Here is an 18373-nt window from a genome sequence, read left to right on the forward strand (position 1 = left end):
ATCCATGGCAAGTGAAATTCTGATTGTCGATGATGAGGCCGATATTCGGGATCTCGTTGCGGGCATTCTCGAAGACGAGGGATTCGTCACCAGGACCGCACGTGACAGCGACACCGCGCTCGCCGAGATCGCCAATCGTCGGCCGCATCTGGTGTTTCTCGACATCTGGCTGCAAGGCTCCAAGCTCGACGGCCTGCAGCTCCTGGAGCAGGTCAAGAAGGACAATGCCGATCTGCCGGTCGTGATGATCTCCGGCCACGGCAACATCGAGACCGCGGTCGCCGCGATCAAGCGCGGCGCCTACGATTTCATCGAGAAGCCGTTCAAGGCCGACCGCCTCATCCTGGTCGCGACCAGAGCGCTGGAGAACTCGCGGCTCAAGCGCGAGGTCAAGGAGCTGAAGCAGCTCGCGCCGAGCGCCAGCCAGCTGGTCGGCCGCTCGCCCAGCATGAACCAGCTGCGCCAGACCATCGAGCGCGCGGCCAAGGCCAACAGCCGCATCCTGATCGTCGGCCCCGCCGGCGCCGGCAAGGAGCTGACCGCGCGCACGCTGCATGCCGCCTCGGGCCGCGCCGACGGTCCCTTCGTCGTCATCAACGCCGCCGCGATCACGCCCGAGCGGATGGAGCACGAGCTGTTCGGCGTCGAGCAGTCCAATGGCGAGCAGCCGCGCAAGCCCGGCGCGCTCGAAGAAGCGCATGGCGGCACGCTGTTCATCGACGAGATCGCGGACATGCCGCGCGAGACCCAGAACAAGATCCTGCGCGTGCTGGTGGAGCAGTCGTTCCAGCGCGTCGGCGGCACCGCCAAGGTGCAGGTCGACGTGCGCATCATCTCATCGACTGCCCGCAATCTCGAAGAGGAGATCGCGGCCGGCCGCTTCCGCGAGGACCTCTACCACCGGCTTTCGGTGGTGCCGATCCGCGTGCCCGCACTGTCGGAGCGGCGCGAGGACATTCCGGAATTGATCGATTATTTCATGGAGCAGATCTCGGCCGGCAGCGGCCTGCCCAAGCGGCAGATTGGTCAGGACGCGATGGCGGTGCTGCAGTCGCATGTCTGGCCCGGCAATGTGCGTCAGCTCCGCAACAACGTTGAAAGAGTCATGATTCTGGCCGCCGGCGGGCCGGAGGTCATCATCACCGCCGACATGCTGCCGCAAGACGTCGGCTCGATGGTGCCGGCGATGCCGACCAGCAACAATGGCGAGCACATCATGGGCCTGCCGCTGCGCGAAGCACGCGAAGTGTTCGAGCGCGACTATTTGATTGCACAGATCAGCCGTTTCTCAGGAAATATTTCTCGAACGGCCGAGTTCGTTGGCATGGAACGTTCGGCCTTGCACCGGAAGTTGAAAGCGCTCGGCGTCGGCTGATGCTGCGACGCTGCGGCGGCATCTCGGAAATAGGCGAAGAAAATCATCGATTTCCGTAATTTTTCGGGGCAATAGGGCGGGGCCTGCCGCTTGAAGCGGCTTGCCTAATATCCCGACCTGTCCTCTAATCGAACCGCTGTTCCTTCCGAGGGGGATCTCATGAAGGACGGCAACCGGAGGAGGCCCCGAACTCCACAAAGAGGGCCGCATCCGGCGCAATAAAAAGAAACTCAAAGCGAGAAAAAAACAATGGCGGCAGACCGCGCACAAAACCTACAGGACACCTTCCTTAATCACGTTCGCAAAACCAAGACGCCACTGACGATCTTTCTGGTCAACGGAGTGAAGCTCCAGGGCATCGTGACCTGGTTCGACAATTTCTGTTTGCTGCTTCGGCGCGACGGTCATTCGCAGCTCGTCTACAAGCATGCGATCTCGACCATCATGCCGGGCGCTCCGATTCAGCTGTTCGAAGGCGGCGAGGACCAGCCGGCTTGAGAGTGATCTGATTGGAACCCCGGAATTTCGACGGGGATGCCGACCGCCCGCGGTCGGCAGGGGCTACGCAGACGGGGCGGGTGCTTGTCATCGGCCCCTACTTGCGCGTGCGCGCGGGCAGTGCCGACGCGCAATCGGAGTCCCATGCCTTGCGAGATACCGAGGCCCGGCTTGATGAAGCCGTCGGCCTCGCGCGTGCGATCGATCTCGTCATTGCCGACGCCATCGTCGCTCCGGTCAGCCAGATCCGTCCTGCGACCTATATCGGCAAGGGCAAGGTCGAGGAGATCGCCGGGCTGATCAAGACCCTCGAGGTCGAGCTCGTGGTGATGGATTGCGCATTGTCGCCGATCCAGCAACGCAACCTCGAGAAGGAATGGCACGCCAAGGTGCTCGACCGCACCGGGCTCATTCTCGAAATCTTCGGCCGCCGCGCCAAGACCAGGGAAGGCTCGCTGCAGGTCGAGCTTGCGCATCTCAACTACCAGCGCTCGCGCCTGGTGCGCTCCTGGACCCATCTCGAACGCCAGCGAGGCGGTTTCGGCTTCATGGGTGGTCCCGGCGAGACCCAGATCGAGGCCGACCGCCGCCTGATCCAGGAGCGCATCTCCAAGCTGGAGAGCGAGCTGAAAAAGGTGCAGGCGACGCGGCGCCTGCATCGCGCCGGCCGTCAACGCGTGCCGTATCGTGTCGTCGCGCTGGTCGGTTACACCAATGCCGGCAAGTCGACGCTGTTCAATCGCCTGACCCGCGCCGACGTGCAGGCGGCCGACATGCTGTTCGCGACGCTCGATCCCACCTTGCGGGCGCTCAACCTGCCGCATGGCGGCAAGGCGATGCTGTCGGACACCGTCGGCTTCATCTCCAACCTGCCGACGCAGCTCGTCGCCGCCTTCCGCGCCACGCTGGAGGAGGTGCTGGAGGCCGACGTCATCCTGCATGTCCGCGACATCTCGCATGAAGACGCCGAGGCGCAGCAGAGCGACGTCGACGCGGTGCTGCGCCAGCTCGGCATCAACCCGGACGATTCCGGCCGCATCATCGAGGTCTGGAACAAGATCGACCGCTTCGACCCCGAGCAACGCGAAGAGCTGCTCAACATCGCCGCGCGCAGGCCGGAGGATCATCCGGCGATGCTGGTCTCAGCGGTGTCGGGCGAGGGCATCGATGCTCTGCTCGCCGCGATCGAGCAACGCCTGGCTGCCAAGCGCACCACGCTCGATCTCTCCATCGACGCCGCCGACGGCGCCGGCATCAGCTGGCTGCACCGCAATGCCGAGGTGCTGTCGAAGGAGCTGCACGACGGCCGCTTCGACATGACCGTGCGGGTGGACGAGACCAAGCGGGATATCGTGGTGAACAGGTTCGACGCCGTGCCGCATCTATCCGCGTAAGCCGGTGCTACTTCGTAGCCCGGATGGAGCGTAGCGAAATCCGGGATGTCACAGTGCCAAGCGCCCCGGATTGCGCTGCGCTCCATCCGGGTTACGAGCTTCGGGCTTGTTGGGCCGGCTCCTCATCCTTCGCCGCATTCCACAGCGCGTCCATCTCCGCCAGCGAGGCCTGCTCGAGCATGCGGCCCTGGGCCTCCAGCGCCCGCTCGATATAGGCGAAGCGCCGCTCGAATTTGGCGTTGGTCGCGCGCAGTGCAGCTTCCGGATCGGCGTCGACGTGGCGGACGAGATTGACGAGGGCGAACATCAGGTCGCCGGTCTCTTCCGCAATCTCTTGCTTGTCGTTGCGGTCGAGTGCCGCCTCGATCTCGTCGACCTCTTCCCGGATCTTTTGCAGGACCGCGCGCGGGTCGTTCCAGTCGAAGCCGACGGTGGAGGCCTTGCGCTGCAGCTCCATCGCGCGGGTCAAAGCGGGCTGGCCGGCCTTCACGCCCGACAGCAGCGATTTGTGCGAGGGCGTCGCCTCCGGCGGCCGGCGTGCGGCGCGCTCGGCCTTCTCCTCGGCCTTGATGCGGTCCCAGACTTCCTTGACGTGGGAGGGGGCGAGATTGCCGTCCTTGTCGGCGAAGACGTGGGGATGACGGCGGATCATCTTGCGGGTGATGGCCTCGACCACGTCACCAAAATCGAACGCGTTCTGCTCCGAGGCCATCTGCGCGTGGAACACGACCTGGAGCAGGAGGTCGCCGAGCTCCTCTCTGAGATCGTCGAGATCGCCGCGGGTGATGGCGTCGACCACCTCATAGGCTTCCTCGATCGTGTAGGGCGCAATCGTCGCAAAGTCCTGCTCGAGGTCCCAGGGGCAGCCGGTCACCGGGGTGCGCAGCGCCGCCATGATCTCGATCAGGCGGGAGATATCGCGGGAAGGGGTCATTGCAGGGCAGTCTCCTGGGGTCCAGAGCCTTATGCCAAAAGCGGGCCGCCGATCCCAGCGCAAGGCGGCGGAACAGGCCGATTTCCACCGATTGGCGGGCAAGTCGCGCGATGCTAAAGCGCGGGCCATGAGTGATGCATTTTCCTCCGAAACCGCGCTGGTGCTGTTCTCCGGCGGCCAGGATTCCACCACCTGCCTTGCCTGGGCGCTGAGCCGCTTCGCCCGTGTGGAGACGCTGGGGTTCGAGTACGGCCAGCGCCACGCCATCGAGCTGGCCTGCCGCGACTGCCTGCTCGACGGCATCAAGGGCCTGCGCGCCGATTGGGCCGCAAAGCTCGGCGAGAGCCACACGCTGTCGATCCCGACGCTTGCCGCCGTCTCCGAGACGGCGCTGACCCGCGACGTCGCAATCGCGATGGGGGCGGACGGTCTGCCCAACACCTTCGTGCCGGGTCGCAACCTCGTGTTCCTCACCTTCGCCGCGGCCCTGGCCTATCGGCGCGGCATCAGCCACATCGTCGGCGGCATGTGCGAGACCGACTATTCCGGCTATCCCGATTGCCGCGACGAGACCATCCGCGCCATGCAGTCTGCGCTCTCGCTCGGCATGGCCAACCAGTTCGAGCTGCACACGCCACTGATGTGGATCGACAAGGCCGCGACCTGGAAGCTGGCGCACGATCTCGGCGGCGAGGGGCTCGTCGACCTCATCCGTGAGCAATCTCACACCTGCTATCTCGGCGAACGCGGCGCGCGGCATGAATGGGGCTATGGCTGCGGTGAGTGCCCGGCGTGCAGTTTGCGGGCGAAGGGGTGGAACGAGTACGTGGCGGGGCGGTAGGCGCGCCGTGCTCCCTCTTTCGTGCCCCGGGCGCAGCGCAGCGCTTCTTCAGCGATGCGCTGCAGAGCCGGGCCCCATATTTCCGTATCGTATCATATCGCCGTCTGGGTCCCGGCTCTGCGCCGCAACGAATACGCGTTGCAGCTTGTCCGGGACACGAGCTTCGCAATGACGAGCGTAAACGCGCTAGCCAAAATCCTCCGGCCGCAGCTCGATCGGCTTGCCGTGTGGCGTGCGATCCGCGGCGTGGTCCCAGGCGTCGCGATAGCGGTGCAGCGTCTCCATCGAGGCGACGCCCTTGCGCGCCACGAGGCCTTCCAGCGTGGCGAGCCAGTGCAGATAGTAGGTCTCGCCGCTGTCAGGGTCGCCGGCGGCCTGGGCGCGCTTGATCTCGTCCGCGAGTGCGGCGGCCCATTCCGGCCAGGTGAATACGCCCCGCTCGTGCAGGCTCAAGGCCATCGCAAACGCATGCGCCTCCCAGGGCGCGCGGAACACCGGGCCGTCGTCGTCGCGCGGAATGCTCGGGATCGCCGCCGTTGCCGCGGCCGTAAGTGCGCTGCTCATCACGCCGGGTCCAGATAGGGCTCGAACGCGTCGATCGAGACTTTCAACGTGGGATCGCCGTCCTCGCCCCAGAGATCGCGGCCTTCGAATACGACGGTGTAGAGCCATTGCGGGTTCTCGCCGCGCTCCATCGCCGCCGTGTCCGGAAACACGTGGCAGCCGTGGTTCAGCTCGACCACGCCGACATGGCCGCGCACATAGCGCGGCAGCCGCGTGTGTGTGGCAGGGTGAATATTCCTGGCGCGGACGCGATCGCCGATCTTGAATTTCGCCGGAGCCGGAGCAGGGCGGTCGAACTTGCCGCGCACCATCACGCGCTCGACATTGGCGCGGTCGAACTTGCCGTGCTTGAGCGCCTTTGCAGGCTGCATCGCATGGCCGGCAGCGACTTCCTCGCGGGTGAGATAGCCCTTGTCGATCAGCATCTCCTCGAGCCCGAGGAACCATTTCTTGTAATAGGAGCTCGACAGGTACACATGCGGCGGCAAGGTCTCGCGATAGAAGCGCGAGGTGTCGATGTTGAAGGCGCCGGCCGCGCCCATCGCGCGCACCATGGCCAGCACGCGCGACTCCCATTCCTCGTGAAACATCGGCTCGTTCGGCTCGGGCTCGACCTTGCCGAACCCGTCCATGCCGCCCATGTCGTGCACGCCGTTCACGACGGTGCTCCCGGCGTCCTGGGGAAACCAGTGCCGATCATGGAGTCGCGCGTCACGAGCTCGGCGAGCTGCTCCTCGCTCCAGCCTTCCGTGCCCGCGGGGCGCATCGGCAGCACCAGGAAGCGCGTCTCGGCGGTGGAATCCCACACCCGGATCTCCGTATCCTTGGGGACCGCGACGCCGAAATCGGCGAGCACGCCGCGCGGGTCCTTCACCGCGCGGGAGCGGTAGGGCGCGGCCTTGTACCAGACCGGCGGCAGCCCGAGCATTTCCCAGGGATAGCAGGAGCACAGCGTGCACACGACCATGTTGTGCCGCTCGGGCGTGTTCTCGACGACGACGAGATGATCGCCGACCCGGCTGACATGGCCGAGCGTGCCGATGGCCTTGGAGCCATCCTCCAGCAGCGCCGTCTTGAACGCCGGATCGGTCCAGGCCTTGGCGACAACGCGCGCACCATTGTGCGGGCCGATCTTGGTCTCATAGGCCTGGATGATGGCATCGAGCGCAGCCGGCTCGACATAGCCCTTTTCGGTCAGGATCGTCTCGAGCGCACGCACGCGCAGCTCGGTCTCGGACAGCTCGGAATGGTCGTGATCGTGGTGATGATGGTGGTCGTGATCGTGGCTCATGGCGGCAAAGATAGGCGCAAGGGTCCGTTTCTGTCGAGCGTTCGTTGCAGCGCAATCCGGCCACGTCTTCGTGACGCTGGTGTGCGTTGACATTGCCGCCGGCAACCTGGCGAAGCCATCCCAAAAGATGGTCCGGACGGCCATTGATTGAACCGAGGACAATCCGTATACGCGGCGCAGAGACAAAAGGGCTCGGTCAGCTTGGCCGGACCGACGCGACGACAATCGAGGAATCCATTATTTCTTCTCGAGCATCCCCTCGCATGCCGCCGCTGTGCTGCCGGTGGTGCTCGCGGTCGGCTCGGGCATCGCCGACCTGCCGGTCACGACCCTTGCCATGCTCTGCATGTATTCGCTCGGCCTGATGGGCGTGATCTCGCCTTACGCGACGGGACCCGCGCGATCTATTTCGGCAGCGGCTATAATTTCGCGGGGCTCCTGCTGATCGTGCTGCCCGGGCTGATGGTCAACTGAGCCAGTCTGGACGCTGATTCCCGTTGGCGGAGGAATATTCTGCTCCTGGGAGGGATTGGGAAATCTTCGTCCAACTCCCGCCAAATATCTGAAATTGCAAGAAAGACCGGAAAAGGCGATGGTGCGTGCTGCGGTGCAGCGCGTTCGTCCCGGATCCTCACCGTCTCTCTTCCCCATCGACCTGGTTCCCGAGCGCGCACCCGGGAACGCGACTATTGTGCATGAAGGCCGCCTCCCATGAATGCCCACCAATCGCTCGCGATCGGACGACCGATCGAAACGCTTGAAGCGATTTCACCCGCGCCGGCCGAGCCGGATGCGATGGTCCGTTTCGCCGGCATCTCCAAGACCTACCCGGCCTATCGCGGCAAGCCCGGCGTCAACGCGCTGCAGGACATCGACTTCGCCATTCGGCGCGGCTCCATCACTGGCGTGATCGGCCGCTCCGGCGCCGGCAAATCGAGCCTGGTTCGGCTCATCAACGGGCTGGAGAAGCCGACCACAGGCCGCGTGATCGTGGACAACAGCGATATCTCCGCGCTCGCCGGCCGCGAGCTGCGGCTGGCGCAGCGCTCGATCGGCATGATCTTCCAGCACTTCAACCTGCTGTCCTCGCGCACCGCGGCCGACAACATCGCGCTGCCGCTGGAGATCGCCGGCTGGGCCAAGGCCGACATCAAGGCTCGCGTCGCCGAGCTGCTCGCACTGGTCGGCATCGCCGACAAGCACGATCGTTATCCCTCCGAACTGTCCGGCGGCCAGAAGCAGCGCGTCGGCATCGCCCGCGCGCTGGCGACGCGGCCGAGCGTGCTGCTGTCGGATGAGGCGACCTCGGCCCTCGATCCGCAGACCACGCGCGCGATCCTCGATCTGCTTGCGAGCATCAACCGCGAACTCGGCGTGACCATCGTGCTGATCACGCATGAGATGTCCGTGGTGCGCCAGCTCGCCAAGGAGGTGGTGGTGCTCGATGCAGGCCGCGTCGTCGAGAGCGGCCACGTCGCCGACATCTTCACGCATCCAAGACATCCGATCACGCAGTCCTTCCTGGCCGAGGTGATCGGCGACAGCCTGCCGGTGTCGCTGGCGAGCCGGATCGTTGCGGAGCGGCCTGCCGGCGGGCAGGCCGTGATCCGGGTCCAGGTGCGCGGGGCAGGGGCCGGCGACACCGTGGTGGCCCGGCTTGCGCGCGAGCTTGGGCTCGACGTCGCGCTGCTGTCGGCGCGCATCGACGAGATCGGCGGCCAGCATGTTGGCTCGCTCACGCTCGGTATTCCCGGCGGCGAGGACGCGGTGACGCGAACGCTCGGCTGGCTCTCTCAATATCAATTCTCGGCGGAGCGTCTCGGCTATGTCGCCTGAACTCATCAACCTGATCGTCCAGGCCACGGGCGAGAGCCTGTACATGGTCGGCATCGCAGCGCTGCTCGGCACCGCCTTCGGCCTGCCGCTCGGCGTCTTCCTGGCCACCAGCCGCAAAGGCGAGCTGTTCGCGGCGCCCATCGTCAATCGCGTGCTCGGCATCGTCGTCAACGCGACGCGCTCGACGCCGTTCATCATCCTGGTCGTCGCCATCATCCCGTTCACGCGCCTCGTTGCCGGCACCTCGATCGGCTCGACCGCGGCGATCGTGCCGCTGACGATCGCCTCGACGCCGTTCATCGCGCGCCTCGTCGAAGCTGCGATCCGCGAGGTCGACGGCGGCCTGATCGAGACTGCGTCCTCGTTCGGCGCTTCGCCGCTCCAGATCGTGTTCAAGGTTCTGATCCCGGAGGCGCTGCCAGGACTGCTGCTGGCGCTGACGCTCGCCGTCGTCAGCCTGCTCGGCTACTCCGCGATGGTCGGCGCGGTCGGCGGCGGCGGCCTTGGCGACCTCGGCATCCGCTACGGCTATCAGCGCTTCATGCCGGAGATGATGCTGGCCGTCGTGGTCGTGCTGATCGCACTGGTGCAGATCGTCCAGAGCGCCGGCGATTACCTGGCGCGCCGGGTCAATCGCCGGCTGCGGCATCGCTGAATCATTTCCGGATGTTGCAGCCAAGCAGATTCTGCTTCTGCGTGTCTGGAAACATTCCAAACCGCGAAGCATGCGTGAGCGCATTCGCCGCACATGCCGCGCACACGTCTGGAGAAATTCTAACCCGGTTCCTCTCGCACTCGAAAACCGCCTGAGCTAGGGCGGGGCATCAAAAACGGTACCGGCGAAGCCGGCAGTGCGTGGGGCCGAGAAAGACGTGAGCGACTTTCAATTTTCTTCGCGTGGCGACACGCGTCGTCGACAGATTCAGGTGCTTTTCCTCGGGGCGGTCAGCACATTCTCTCTCATCATTCCCTTCGCTGCCGCGGAGGCGCAGACGCAGATTCCTGCGATCACCGTCGAAGCGCCGGCGCAGCGCACACGTCCGGCGGCGATTGCGCCGTCGCGGCGGGCTGCGGCGGCGCGCACCGCACGCGCCAATCGTCGCGGCCCGGCGCAGCAGGCTGCGCCAACGCAGTCGGCCTCATCGAATGGTGCCACGGCTGAGCGCGCCAACGGTCCGGTACGCGGCTTCGTGGCGACGCGCAGCGGCACCGCCACCAAGACCGATACGCCCTTGATCGAAACGCCGCAGTCGGTGTCGGTCATCACCACCGACCAGGTCAGGAATCAGGGCGCGGTCTCGATCGGCGAGGCCCTGCGCTACACCGCCGGTGTCAGCGGCGACGTCAATGGCGGCTCGGACACCCGCTTCGGCGGCCTCCAGATCCGCGGCTTCGACATGACCATGCCGGGCCTCTACGTTGACGGCTTGCGGATTCCCTCCAGCAACTACGTGCACTTCAATGGCCTCGAGCCCTATGGGGCCGAGCGCATCGAGGTGCTCAAGGGTCCATCCTCCGCCATGTACGGCGGCAGCGGCACCGGCGGCGTCCTCAACTACGTGACCAAGCTGCCGACGGCGCAGCAATTCGGCGAGGTCTCGATCTCCGGCGGCAGCTTCAACCGCTATCAGGGCCAATTCGACATGGGCGGCCCTGCCAACAAGGAAGGCACGGTGCTGTGGCGCCTGACCGGCGTCGTGCGCGACGGCGAGACCCAGGTCGACTTCAGCAAGGACAATCGCGTCTTCATCGCGCCCGCCGTCACTTTCAAGCCGAACGAGGACACCACCATCACCTTGCTCGCCAACTATCAGCGCGATCGAGCAGGGTGGGGTCTCCAGTTCCTACCAGCCTCGGGTACGGTGTGGCCGAACAACGGCCGCACCATTCCGGTCTCGTTCTTCGCGGGCGTGCCGGGCTTCGACGCGTTCAACACCGAAATCGCGACCGCCGGCTACCAGCTCTCGCACGATTTTACCGACTACCTCACGTTCCGCCAGAACCTGCGCTACGCCTATCAGCACAACGAGGAGAAGGTGTTTTACGGCGGGGGCTATACCGACGAAGCCGCAGGGCAGCTCGCACGCTATGGCAGCTACAGCAACTCCTACATCAACTCCTTCGCCGTGGATAATCAGCTCCAGGGCAAGTTCAACACCGGCATTCTCAGCCATACAACGCTGGTCGGCGTCGACTATCGCAACTCGTCCTTCCGCGACACCGCCTTTGGGGTCACGACCTCGTCCCCCGAGATCAACGTTTTCAACCCGAACTACAGCTACGACTACGCCATAGGCGCCATGAGCGACAACACCGGCGTCAAGCAGTCGCAAGTAGGCCTCTATGCGCAGGATCAGATCAAGCTCGGCCGGCTCTCGTTCCAGTTCGGCGGTCGCCAGGATTTCGTGACGACGCAGATCGACAACGGTCTCGCCAACACGACGGTCGCGAAGGATGCTTCGGCCTTCACCGGCCGCGCCGCCGTCATGTACAATTTCGACAACGGCATCGCGCCCTATTTCAGCTACTCGGAATCGTTCCTGCCGCTGCTCGCAACCGGGGTTGGCGGACAGATGCTCAATCCCGAGTCGGGCGTCCAGTACGAGGTCGGCGTCAAGTACCAGCCGGTCGGCTGGAACGCGTTGTTCACTTTCGCCGCCTTCGACCTGACGCGCGACAACCTCGCGGTATACGTGCCCGCAGCCACCTCTTACGAACAGATTGGGCAGGTGAAGTCGCGCGGCATCGAGCTCGAAGGCACGATGTCGCTCGCCGACGGCTGGAACCTGCGCGCCGCCTATGCCTATGTCGATGCCATGGTTACGCAGGATCCGGTGAATGTCGGCAAGGCGCCGACCACGGTGCCGCTCAACCGCGCTTCGCTGTGGAGCGACTACACGCTGCAGACCGGGCCGCTCGCCGGTCTGCAATTCGGCGGCGGCATCCGCCATGTCGGCGCGACCTGGGGCGACGACGCCAACACCTTCAAGGTGGGCGCATCGACCGTGCTGGACGCGCTGCTGGCCTACAGCCACGACAATTGGCGGCTGTCGCTGAACGTGACCAACCTTGCCGATACGCGCTATGTCGCTGCGTGCTACAGCCTGGCCGGCTGCTTCTATGCCGAGGGACGCAAGGCCATCGGCAAGCTGACTTATCGCTGGTGAAATCGAAGACGGTCCGGCACCCGGCCGGGCCCGCTGGATGAGAGTGGAAGACGATGAGAGCGATATTCGGCAGGCTGCATCGCTGGGCGGGACTGCTCACGGCCGGATTCCTGTTCTTCTCCGGCATAACAGGCGCGATCATCTCCTGGGACCACGAGATCGACGACGTCCTGAACAGCCATCTATTCGATGTCTCGACGAAGGGGCCGGCGATTCCCTCGCTCGAGCTCGCCAAGATGATCGAGCAGCGCGATCCGCGTGCGCGCGTGGTCTATCTCTTCATGACGCCGGAGCAGGGCCACGCGTTGTGGTTCTTCGTCATGCCGCGAATCGATCCTGCGACCGGCAAGCGCTACCCGCTCGACTACAATCAGGTCTTCCTCGATCCCAACACCGGCGCGGAGCTCGGCCGCCGCTATTGGGGGGCGGTCTGGCCCGTCACGCGGGAAAACTTCGTTTCGTTCCTCTACAAGCTGCACTACACGATGCACATCCCGGAATTCTGGGGCAGCGACCGCTGGGGCATGCGCGTGCTCGGCATCATCGCCATCATCTGGACCATCGATTGCTTCATCGGCTTCTATCTGACGCTGCCCTCGCGCCGGCGCGCCAAGGCGGCGCGGGCGCCTGAGGTCGCGCGCCAGCTCGAACGCGGCTTCTGGGCGCGCTGGGCGCCGGCCTGGACCATCAAGACTTCAGGCAGCGCATACCGGATCAACTTCGACATTCACCGCGCCTTCAGCCTGTGGACCTGGGGCGTGCTGTTCATCATCGCCTTCACGGCGTTCTCGCTGAACCTCTATTTCGAGGTGTTCTCGCCGCTGATGAAGATGGTCTCGAACTACACCCCGACGCCCTATGAGCAGCGGCCGTATCGCGATCTCGACGATCCCATCGAGCCCAAGGTCACGTTCGCCGAGATCGCCATGCGCGCGGCGGCCGACGGCAAGGCACGTGGATGGACAGTCCCGGTCGGGTCGATCAATTACGGCCCGGCCCATGGCGTCTATGCCGCCGCCTTCTTCCACCCCGGCGACGATCACGGCGCCGGCGGCGTCGGCCCGGCGCAGCTCTATTACGACAGCGAGGACGGACGTCCCATTGGCGAGCGGCTGCCCTGGGTCGGGACCGCCGCCGACATCTTCGTGCAGGCGCAGTTTCCGCTGCATTCGGGCCGCATCGTCGGATTGTTCGGGCGCATCCTGATCTCGGTGATGGGCCTCGTGGTCGCCGCACTCTCGGTCACCGGCGTCGTGATCTGGTGGCGCAAGCGCCGCGCCCGTGTTCGCGTGCGCGAGACCGCCGCGATGCGCCCGACCCGGCAGCAACTCACGCCGGCAGAGTAGGGCATCCGCCCCGCCAAAGGATGAACCTTCGCACCCGGCATCGGCACAAAGATGGGAGATCGCTCTCTTCCGGAATTGCAATGAGATTACCTGCCTTGCTCTGCCTGCTCGTCCTGGCCACGCCCGCCGAGGCGGCCGCGCCCGAGCAGCACTATCTCGACCTGCGCGACCGCTACATCGCAAAATTCTCCAGCGCCAAGGAGAGCGACGAGATCTACAAGCAGCACGATGCGGCCGTGAAGGAGCTGGCCGGCGTGCTGCGCAACCTGGTCGGTCCGGTCGCGATCAAGGGGCTCCCGGCCGAGGGCAAGTCGAACGTCGATACGCTGTTCAAGAGCGATATCGGCTTCGGCCATCTCGACGGGCTGAGCTTTGCTTCCGAAGGCGACAAGATGCAGGCCGTGGTGACCACGACCGGGCTGCTCAAGCACTGGCTCGGCGAGCATCGCGAGGACGGCATGCCGCAGGAGAGCGGCGCAGCTTTGAAATCCGACCGCTTCTATTATTACGCGATCCAGGACGCCGCCTTCGCGATCTATGCGGAGCTGCCGATCACCAAGCCGGCGAGGGCGAGCGTTGCAGCCGCTGTGCTCGGCGTGCGCGGCAATGGCGACCTCAAGGGGCCGCCGAACGAAATCGACGTCGTCGCGATCCAGGGCGACAAGGTCTATTTCCTCGCGGCAACGGAGGCCGTGAAGACCGCCCCGATCCCGGCCTGTGAGAAGGTCTGGAAGCAGATGATGGCAAAGCCCGTCGACAAGAAGGACCCGCGGGGCGACATGGCCCGCGAAGACAAGGCGATGACCTCCTTCACGGCATGCTTCGCCAAGGAAGCCCCGAGCCAGAGCTGGTACGCGGCCGCCGTCAAGAAGGCGCAGAGCCAGTTGGAGCGACTGCCGCTCCCTTAGAGCATGATCCGGAAAAGTGTGAAGCGGTTTTCCGAAAGATCATGCCCAAACAATAACCTAAAGCGCGATGACGATTTATCCTAATCGCATCGCGCTTTAGGAACGCCAGCTCAAGATCCGCCGCCTTGATCCTTCGTCTTGGCCTGTGAGCTCATTTTTTCTCTGCCCTGGCGGTAACAGCTTCCCATTTCTTCACCTCGCTGGCGATGAACCGCGAAAATTCCGCCGGCGTCATCGGCATCGGGTCAGAGCCCAGTCCGCGAATTCGCTCCGCGATCGCCGGATCGCCCAGCGCCGTCACGAACGCCGCGTTGATTTTCTCGACGATATCGCCGGGCGTTCCCGCCGGTGCGACGATGCCGAACCAGCCCGTTGCCTCAAAACCGGTGAGGCCCTGTTCGGCAAAGGTTGGCGTGTTTGGCAGACGTGGATAGCGCTGAGCCGAGGAGACGGCCACGGGCGTGATCAGGTCGCCCTCGATCGCGGTCATCGCCGACGGAGGATCGACGATTCCGAGTGCCATATGCCCGCCGATCAGGTCGGTCACGACCGGCGCCATGCCTCTATAGGGCACCAGCTCGAGCCTGGTATCCGCCATCTGGTTGAACATCTCGCTGGTGAGATGCATCAGCGTGCCGTTGCCGCCATGACCAACAGTAAGCTTGTTCGGCTGCTTTGCCATAGCGATGATGTCACGAAGCGTCTTCCCTCGCAGCGCATTCGAAGCCGCCAGAATGAAAGGCACCGACGCGAGGCCGGTCACCGGCGCAAGGTCCTTGTGCGCGTCATAGGTGATGTTGTCCTGAACCCCGAGGCTTACGCCCAGCCCCGCCGCACCGCCCAATCCGATCAGGTACCCGTCCGGCGGCGCTTTGGCGACCATGCCGAGCGCGATCGCGCCACCTGCGCCCGGACGGTTTTCAATCACCAACGGTTGCCCCAATTGTTTTTCGACGTTCGGCTGCACGATGCGGGCGATTGCATCGGAACTGCCGCCGGCGGGAAAGCCGACGACGAGGCGGATCGCACGTTCAGGATAGGCGGCCGCGGCCTTGCCGCTCCCCACCGCGGCCCACTGGCACGCGAGCACCATGGCTATCACTGCGCTCGAGAGTCTTCTCATGGTGTGCCCCCCGTCGCAGGTGACGCGCGCGGTCAATTATATTGCTGGTTCCCGATGTCTCGCGTTAGTCCCAAAATACTCATCGACTAATGAAGTCGCCTTATGAATCCCGCAATGCAGCAATTGGAAACGGTCGCGGGTCGAGCAGCTCATGACGCCTGTGTTGAGGCGAGCCCGTCGGTCGTCGGCCGCAGCTCAGGGTTTACGGTGCTTTCCGAGTGACTAGCCTGCTTTTCGATTTAGAATCGGCCGGCACCTCGCCTCTTCGGTCGGCCGCACGACGAACTGACAAGACCTGCTTCGCTGTCTCCACGAAGCGTTGGGCCGCCGGTGAGCGGACGAAGTCCGCCCGGCTTACCAGAGAGACGTGTCGGATGATCGCGGGGCGAGACAAGGGAACGGCTGTCAGGGTTGGGAATTGCGTCTCCGGCAGCATATGCGCGGGCAAGATGCTTATTCCGGCGCCTTCCGCCGTCAATGCCAGTGCGGTCGTGATGAGAGAAACCTCCAGCTTTGGCTTTAGCTGACGACCGGTCCTGGCAAGGGCCTCATCGATTTGCGACCTGATCCGTGTCCCGCGGCGCATTGTGATCAAGTCGCAATTTTCGAGGTTGTCCCAAGTGAGCCGGGAAGCTTTCTCAAAGCGGCCGTCCTTGACCGCAATCGCAGATAGCGAGCTCTGCGTAAGTGTCTCGATCTTGGTGTCGAGCGTGTCGGCGTTTTCAACACTGCCGATGCCCAATTCGGCCTCTCCGGCGGTGACGAAGGCAAGCAAGTCGTCAGGCGCAACATCGAACAGCTCGACGCGAACGTCGGGATAGTCCGCTCGAAATCGGGCCAGCACGCGGGGGAGCAACGCAGACGCAACTCCGGCCGACACCGCAATGGTAATCCGACCTGCCTTGACCTCGACCAGATCGCTCATGTACCGGGCCAGTCCGTTGGCGCCGGCCAGTATACGTTCCGCAATCGGCACCGCATCCTTGCACGCGAGCGTCGGATGCAGCGCCCGGGTCGTGCGGTCGAACAATCTGAGCTGAAAGTTCTCCTCGATCTGCTTGATCAGCAGGCTGACCGCCGATTGGCTCACGCGCAGTTCGGCGGCGGCCTTGGTGAGGCTGCCATGGCGATAGACCAGAACGAGGGCTTCGAGCTGCCGCATCGTCGGGATCATGAGTTCACCTTATGAATTGATGAGAATTTTGTGACTAATCTGAAGCGTCGGAACCTGCAAGATATTTCGGTAGCGGAATGGGCCCGCAACGAAATCCAGGCGCGCTGCGCGCAGCCGGACCGGGCCTGATCCTGCCGCGGCAGAAGCCAATCTGTCCGGGCTACCAAGGGGGAGGGACCTGATGAGTCAAAAAGGAATTTTGGCAGCGATCGGCGCCGTTCTGATCGTTCTCGGCGGGTTGCTCGCCCACTTCACCCAGACCGCGAATGGAATTCGCATCGAAGACGTCCGTTTCAAAGGCGCCAAGGGCAACACCATGAGCGCCCTTGTCTATATTCCAGCTGGCGCCACCGAGAAGACGCCTGCACCGGGGATCCTTGCGGTCCACGGCTATCTCAATTCGCGCGAGACGCAGGACGGCTTTGCGATCGAGTTCGCCCGTCGCGGCTATGTCGTCGTGGCACTCGACCAGACTGGTCACGGCTACAGTGATCCGCCGGCCATCGCCAACGGCTTTGGCGGGCCCGACGGACTCGCTTACTTGCGGAGCCTGCCCTATGTCGACAAGAACAACATCGGGCTTGAAGGGCATTCGATGGGCGGCTGGACCGTGCTGGCCGCGGCGACAGCGATGCCTGACGCATACAGGTCGATCGTGCTCGAGGGCTCCTCGACTGGAAAGCCATTCGCAGCCGACGGGACGCCGGCGTGGCCACGCAATCTCGCACTCGTTTTCTCGAAATACGACGAGTTTTCACTGATCATGTGGGGCAGCGAGTATGCTGCTGATATTCCAAAGTCGGCAAAGCTTGGCGCGGTATTCGGTGTTGCGGGACCGATCGAACCGGGTAGGGTGTATGGCGATATCGCCAAGGGCACGGCACGGGTTCTCCACACGCCGGCCCTCACCCATCCCGCCGATCATTTCTCGCACGAGGCGATCGGCTATAGTCTCGACTGGTTCGGCAAGACGCTGACCGGCGGCACACCGTTGCCATCGACCGATCAGATCTGGCTCCGGAAGGAAATCGGCACGCTGATCGCCTTTGTCGGACTTGTCGTGCTGTTGCTCGGTGCGTTCGAAATTCTGCTCGGCATGGCGCCATTTTCGACGCTCCGCGCAGTGCCGTCCGGCCCTGGCGTGACGACCTCGGCACCATCCATGCAGAACGGGCGTTGGTGGACCACGTTTTGGGTCACGGCGCTGCTGCCGGCCATCACATACTATCCGGCCTTTGCGCTTGGCGCCACTTGGCTTCCCGCATCCCGCTTCCTGCCGCAATCCTTCACCACCAACATCGCAGTCTGGGCTCTGATCAATACGGCGATCACGCTGGCGTTGTTTCCTCTATTGCCGAAGCGCGCGATCCGAAAGGGCGTCGTGGCTCCCGCGATACTGATTGCGGTCGCAACGGCCGCGATCTGTTTCGTTGCGCTGTGGCTGGCCGATGTTCTGTTCAAGATCGACTTCCGGTTCTGGGTCGTGGCGTTCAAATTGCCGAGTGCGACGCAATGGATGATCATTCTGCTCTACCTGACACCGTTCACCCTGTTCTTCGTCGTCGCGTTGCATGCGGCGCACCGCAACTTCAGCCGCCTCGGCGCCTCGGCTCCCGGTCATTACGCCGCGATGATCCTGTCGCTTTCGCTTGGTTTCATGATCCTCATCGGCGGCCAGTATCTGGCTCTCTGGCTGGGCGGCAAACTGATCAATCCCGTCCCGAGCTCGCCCGTCGTGCCGTTGTCCACCATCATCGGCATCCAGTTCATCCCGCTGCTTGCCATCGTCGCCATCATCTCGACGTTCACCTGGCGACGCACCGGCACATCGCTGCCGGGCGCGCTGATTTGCGGTCTGATAGTTACCTGGTACATCGTTGCCGGCACCGCGACCCAGGCTGCATTCTGATGTCCGGGAAAGA

General features: G+C 64.2%; 16 protein-coding genes and 1 pseudogene. 11 read left to right on the forward strand and 6 right to left on the reverse strand.

Going from position 1 to position 18373, the window contains the following annotated elements:
- Positions 1-4: 4 nt before the first annotated feature.
- The 3 genes from N2604_RS22685 to hflX all read left to right on the forward strand — a co-directional run bounded on the left by N2604_RS22685 (position 5) and on the right by hflX (position 3267).
- The gene (locus tag N2604_RS22685; protein WP_197952561.1) at positions 5-1375 is read left to right on the forward strand and encodes a sigma-54 dependent transcriptional regulator; all 1371 of its coding nucleotides are present in this window, start codon (positions 5-7) and stop codon (positions 1373-1375) included.
- A gap of 249 nt (positions 1376-1624) precedes the next feature.
- On the forward strand, positions 1625-1873 hold the full coding sequence (hfq, locus tag N2604_RS22690) for an RNA chaperone Hfq (RefSeq protein ID WP_007591126.1): 249 nt from the start codon (positions 1625-1627) through the stop codon (positions 1871-1873).
- An 11-nt stretch (positions 1874-1884) separates the two neighbouring features.
- Positions 1885-3267, forward strand: a complete 1383-nt coding sequence (hflX, locus tag N2604_RS22695) for a GTPase HflX (RefSeq protein ID WP_260370429.1) — start codon at positions 1885-1887, stop codon at positions 3265-3267.
- Positions 3268-3358: 91 nt separating this feature from the next.
- Here the strand turns inward: hflX and mazG are convergent, their stop codons facing one another.
- The gene (gene mazG, locus N2604_RS22700) at positions 3359-4201 is read right to left on the reverse strand and encodes a nucleoside triphosphate pyrophosphohydrolase (protein ID WP_260370430.1); all 843 of its coding nucleotides are present in this window, start codon (positions 4199-4201) and stop codon (positions 3359-3361) included.
- Between the two features lie 127 nt (positions 4202-4328).
- On the opposite strand from mazG, the gene queC reads away from it, so the two are divergent.
- Positions 4329-5042: a 7-cyano-7-deazaguanine synthase QueC gene (gene queC / locus N2604_RS22705; protein ID WP_260370431.1), complete on the forward strand. Its 714-nt coding sequence runs from the start codon at positions 4329-4331 to the stop codon at positions 5040-5042.
- A gap of 186 nt (positions 5043-5228) precedes the next feature.
- Here the strand turns inward: queC and N2604_RS22710 are convergent, their stop codons facing one another.
- From N2604_RS22710 to nthA, 3 genes are read right to left on the reverse strand one after another with little or no spacing between them, the layout of a single operon-like run.
- On the reverse strand, positions 5229-5606 hold the full coding sequence (locus N2604_RS22710; RefSeq protein WP_260370432.1) for a nitrile hydratase accessory protein: 378 nt from the start codon (positions 5604-5606) through the stop codon (positions 5229-5231).
- On the reverse strand, positions 5606-6265 hold the full coding sequence (nthB, locus tag N2604_RS22715; protein ID WP_260370433.1) for a nitrile hydratase subunit beta: 660 nt from the start codon (positions 6263-6265) through the stop codon (positions 5606-5608). Before nthB ends, N2604_RS22710 begins: the two co-directional genes overlap by 1 nt.
- Complete coding sequence (gene nthA, locus N2604_RS22720; protein WP_260370434.1) at positions 6262-6897, reverse strand: nitrile hydratase subunit alpha; 636 nt, start codon at positions 6895-6897, stop codon at positions 6262-6264. The genes nthB and nthA overlap by 4 nt, the downstream gene beginning before the upstream one ends.
- Positions 6898-7129: 232 nt before the next feature.
- On the opposite strand from nthA, the pseudogene N2604_RS22725 reads away from it, so the two are divergent.
- From N2604_RS22725 to N2604_RS22750, 6 genes and pseudogenes are all read left to right on the forward strand, one after another.
- A pseudogene (locus N2604_RS22725) lies at positions 7130-7371 on the forward strand (anion permease); the annotation flags it as partial.
- A 321-nt stretch (positions 7372-7692) separates the two neighbouring features.
- A complete protein-coding gene (locus N2604_RS22730) occupies positions 7693-8733 on the forward strand; it encodes a methionine ABC transporter ATP-binding protein (RefSeq protein WP_409241744.1) in 1041 nt (346 codons plus the stop codon).
- Complete coding sequence (locus N2604_RS22735; protein WP_260370436.1) at positions 8723-9388, forward strand: methionine ABC transporter permease; 666 nt, start codon at positions 8723-8725, stop codon at positions 9386-9388. Before N2604_RS22730 ends, N2604_RS22735 begins: the two co-directional genes overlap by 11 nt.
- A 196-nt stretch (positions 9389-9584) precedes the next feature.
- Entirely contained in the window at positions 9585-11900 is a 2316-nt protein-coding gene (locus N2604_RS22740; protein ID WP_260370437.1) for a TonB-dependent siderophore receptor, read from the forward strand.
- A 53-nt stretch (positions 11901-11953) separates the two neighbouring features.
- Positions 11954-13246, forward strand: a complete 1293-nt coding sequence (fsrB, locus tag N2604_RS22745; RefSeq protein ID WP_260370438.1) for a siderophore utilization protein FsrB — start codon at positions 11954-11956, stop codon at positions 13244-13246.
- 80 nt (positions 13247-13326) lie between these two features.
- Positions 13327-14154 carry a hypothetical protein gene (locus tag N2604_RS22750; RefSeq protein WP_260370439.1) on the forward strand — a complete coding sequence of 276 codons (828 nt, stop codon included), beginning with the start codon at positions 13327-13329 and terminating at the stop codon, positions 14152-14154.
- Between the two features lie 151 nt (positions 14155-14305).
- On the opposite strand, the gene N2604_RS22755 is transcribed toward N2604_RS22750, so the two are convergent.
- Both N2604_RS22755 and N2604_RS22760 read right to left on the reverse strand, forming a co-directional pair.
- Positions 14306-15247 (reverse strand): tripartite tricarboxylate transporter substrate binding protein, encoded by a 942-nt coding sequence (locus N2604_RS22755; protein WP_260370440.1) that lies wholly within the window; start codon positions 15245-15247, stop codon positions 14306-14308.
- A gap of 232 nt (positions 15248-15479) precedes the next feature.
- Positions 15480-16451 carry a LysR family transcriptional regulator gene (locus tag N2604_RS22760; protein WP_260370441.1) on the reverse strand — a complete coding sequence of 324 codons (972 nt, stop codon included), beginning with the start codon at positions 16449-16451 and terminating at the stop codon, positions 15480-15482.
- 181 nt (positions 16452-16632) lie between these two features.
- Between N2604_RS22760 and N2604_RS22765 the strand changes: the two genes are divergently transcribed.
- Complete coding sequence (locus N2604_RS22765; RefSeq protein WP_260370442.1) at positions 16633-18360, forward strand: S9 family peptidase; 1728 nt, start codon at positions 16633-16635, stop codon at positions 18358-18360.
- Positions 18361-18373: the final 13 nt, after the last annotated feature.

The organism is Bradyrhizobium sp. CB1015, assembly GCF_025200925.1.
Classification (GTDB): domain Bacteria; phylum Pseudomonadota; class Alphaproteobacteria; order Rhizobiales; family Xanthobacteraceae; genus Bradyrhizobium.